A 3353-nucleotide genomic window follows, 5' to 3' on the forward strand; every position below is an offset into this window, starting at 1 on the left:
CACGCCGGCGTGTTGTCCGGCCCCCTCGGCGTCCCGCACTCCGGGCAGGTGCTGCCCCGCTCCTCCGTCACGCCGCGTCCCCCTCACCCGTCACGCTGTGCTCCCGCCCCCCCGGGAGCTTCCGAGGTTATGCCGACGACCGCCGTTTCCGCAGGACTCGACAGGCCATAACCGGACACACAGATCACGATGGAAGGTGCATCCGAGCCCCGGGAGGTTGCCATGGCCCTGGACACGCACGGCACGGCCGAGCGCACCCGCGGCGGCGAGCACGTTCCGGGCAGCGTGCTCGTGCCGATCGGCGCCCTGCTGCTGGGCCTGCTGCTCGCCGCCCTGGACCAGACGATCGTCTCCACCGCGCTGCCGACCATCGTGAGCGACCTCGGCGGCCTGGAACACCTCTCCTGGGTCGTCACCGCCTATCTGCTGGCGTCCACCGCCGCGACCCCGCTGTGGGGCAAGCTCGGCGACCAGTACGGCCGCAAGCGGCTGTTCCAGACCGCCATCGTGATCTTCCTGATCGGTTCCGCGCTGTGCGGGATGGCCCGGGACATGCCCCAGCTCATCGCCTTCCGGGCGCTCCAGGGCCTGGGCGGCGGCGGGCTGATGGTGCTGTCCATGGCGATCGTCGGCGATCTCGTCCCGCCCCGCGAACGCGGGCGCTACCAGGGCCTGTTCGGGGCCGTGTTCGGCGCCACCAGCGTGCTCGGGCCGCTGCTCGGCGGGCTGTTCACCGAGCACCTGAGCTGGCGCTGGGTGTTCTACGTCAACCTGCCCGTCGGCGTCGTCGCGCTCGCCGTGATCGCCGTCGCGCTGCGCCTGCCCCGGCGCGCCGCCCACCACGTCATCGACTACCTCGGCACCTTCCTGATCGCCGCCGTCGCCACCTGCCTGGTGCTGGTCGCCTCGCTCGGCGGTACGACCTGGCCCTGGGCCTCGGCGCAGATCATCGGGCTCGCCGTGCTGGGCGTCGTCCTCGCCGCGGCGTTCGTCGCCGTGGAGCGGCGGGCCGCCGAACCCGTGCTGCCGCTGAGGCTGTTCCGGGTGCGCACCTTCACCCTGGCGTCCGTCATCAGCTTCGTCGTCGGCTTCGCCATGTTCGGCGCGATGACCTATCTGCCGACGTTCCTCCAGGTCGTGCACGGTGTGACCCCGACCCTGTCGGGCGTGCACATGCTGCCCATGGTGTTCGGCCTGCTGCTGTCGTCCACCGTGTCCGGGCAGATCGTCAGCCGCACCGGCCGCTGGAAGGTGTTCCCGGTCGCCGGCACCGCCGTCACCACGCTCGGCCTGCTGCTCCTGGCCCGGCTGGACGAGCACACCGGGACCGCCGTGACGAGCGCCTACTTCTTCGTCTTCGGCCTCGGACTCGGCCTGGTCATGCAGGTGCTGGTGCTGATCGTGCAGAACGCCGTCCCCTACGGGGATCTGGGCGTCGCCACCTCCGGCGCCACCTTCTTCCGCTCCATCGGCGCCTCCTTCGGTGTGGCCATCTTCGGCACCGTCTTCGCGAGCCGCCTCGGTGACAAGCTCGCCGACGCCTTCCGGGGCGTACGGCTGCCGCCCGGGGCCGACGCCGGCGCGCTGAAGTCCGACCCGCGGGGCATCGCCGCCCTGCCGCCCGCGCCGCGCCAGGCCGCCCTGCACGCCTACGCGTCCGCCATCACCGACGTCTTCCTCTACGCGGCCCCCGTCGCCCTCCTCGGCTTCGTGCTGGCCTGGTTCCTCAAGGAGGACCGGCTGCGCGGCTCGGTCACCGCGCCGGACGTCTCCGAGACCATCCCGCCCATTCCGGTCGAGCGCTCCTCCTACGACGAGTGCTGCCGGGCCCTGTCCGTGCTGGGCACCCGCGAGGGCCGCCGCGAGATCTACCGGAAGATCATCGACCAGGCCGGCTACGACCTGCTGCCCGCCGCGGGCTGGCTGCTGCTGCGCATCCGCCGCTACGGCTCCGTGGAGCCCGGGATGCTGGCCGAGCGCAGCGCGGTCCCGCTCCAGGCGATCATGGCCGCCGCCCGCCAGGTGGAGGAGCGGCGGCTCGCCGAGCGCCGGGGACTGGACCTGGTGCTGACCGACACCGGCCGCGAGGTCGCCGAACGGCTCGCCGCGACCCGCGAGCAGTCGCTGGCCGAGCTGCTCGGCGACTGGTGGCGGCCGGACCGGCCCGAGGACCTGACCCGGCTGGTCCGCGAGCTCACCGGCGAGCTGTGCGGCGCCGAACGCGAACGCCCGCACAACGGGACCACGGTGGCGCAGCTCAGCTGACGGCCGCCGCCTCTCCCAGCTCCTTGCGGAACCAGTGCTCGGCGTAGGGCTCGCTGTTGTGCGGGGCGGTCTCGGTGTAGCCGAGGCGGGCGTACAGGGCGCGGGCCTCGACCAGGTCACCGCGGGTGTCCAGGACGATCCGCCGGGCGCCGAGCGCGCGGGCGGCCTCCTCGGCGGCGGCCACGAGCAGCGGCGCCCCGCCCCGGCCGCGTCGCTCCGGCAGCACGAACACCCGGGTCAGCTCGGCGGTGTCCGCGTCCAGCAGCCGTACCCCCGCCGTGCCGGCGGGGGTGCCGTCGTACCGCCCGACCAGCAGGCACCCGGTGGGCGGGGCCAGGTCCGCGCCGCTGTCCGCCGCGATCTCCCGCTCCAGCTCGGCGGGGTCGGTGCGGCGGCCCTCGTGCAGGAGGTACCAGCGGTCGCTGACCTCCGTGTAGTACGCCCGCCAGAGTGCGGCGGCGGCCGGGGAGTCGTACGGTTCGGCGGTGATCGTCCACGTCATGGCCGTCATTGTGGGGTGCGGGCCGTCGTTTGTGGACCGGGTTCCGGGTCACCCGGGGGGTGAACCGGCCGGCGGAGCCGGTCCGATCGGAAGGGGCCGGAAGGCAACCATGTCCACTTGGCTGATCATTCTGCTGATCGTGGTCGCCGCGGTCGTGGTCCTCGGCGCGGCCGGGCTCGTCGCCTGGCGGGGCCGCGGCCGGCGCGGCGGGACGAGCCTGAAGCGGCGCTTCGGGCCGGAGTACGAGCGGGCCGTCACCCTGCACGACGGGGACACCAAGGCGGCCGAACGGGAACTGTCCGAGCGCCTCGAACGCCACGGCGAGCTGCGCGAGAGGCCGCTGGACGGGGCCGAGCGGCAGCGGTACGCGGACCTGTGGACGGCCGTGCAGGAACGCTTCGTGGACTCGCCGAAGGAGGCGGTGGCCGAGGCCGACCGGCTGCTCGCGCAGCTCGCGGGTGCGCGCGGCTACCCCGACGGCGGGCGGTACGAGGAGCAGGTCGAGGCGCTGTCCGTGCACCACGCCGACCACGTCGACGGCTACCGGCGGCTGCACCGGGTGGCCCGCGAGGGCGGCGGCACAGAG

General features: G+C 73.8%; 3 protein-coding genes. 2 read left to right on the forward strand and 1 reads right to left on the reverse strand.

Going from position 1 to position 3353, the window contains the following annotated elements; translation table 11 throughout:
* Positions 1-222 precede the first annotated feature (222 nt).
* Positions 223-2265 carry an MFS transporter gene (locus H5J33_RS28220; RefSeq protein ID WP_181797660.1) on the forward strand — a complete coding sequence of 681 codons (2043 nt, stop codon included), beginning with the start codon at positions 223-225 and terminating at the stop codon, positions 2263-2265.
* Here the strand turns inward: H5J33_RS28220 and H5J33_RS28225 are convergent.
* The gene (locus H5J33_RS28225; RefSeq protein WP_181797661.1) at positions 2258-2776 is read right to left on the reverse strand and encodes a GNAT family N-acetyltransferase; all 519 of its coding nucleotides are present in this window, start codon (positions 2774-2776) and stop codon (positions 2258-2260) included. The two genes, H5J33_RS28220 and H5J33_RS28225, sit on opposite strands and share 8 nt — an antisense overlap.
* Positions 2777-2876: 100 nt before the next feature.
* Here H5J33_RS28225 and H5J33_RS28230 point away from each other — a divergent pair.
* The coding region (locus tag H5J33_RS28230) for a hypothetical protein (RefSeq protein ID WP_181797662.1) at positions 2877-3353 on the forward strand (477 nt) is incomplete at its 3' end.

This window comes from Streptomyces sp. WELS2 (assembly GCF_013870595.1).
Taxonomy (GTDB): Bacteria; Actinomycetota; Actinomycetes; order Streptomycetales; family Streptomycetaceae; genus Streptomyces.

Excerpts from the sequence above, each read along its gene's own strand:
- H5J33_RS28220 (WP_181797660.1), top strand. The coding sequence starts at position 223 with ATGGCCCTGGACACGCACGGCACGGCCGAGCGCACCCGCGGCGGCGAG.
- H5J33_RS28225 (WP_181797661.1), bottom strand. The coding sequence starts at position 2,776 with ATGACGGCCATGACGTGGACGATCACCGCCGAACCGTACGACTCCCCG.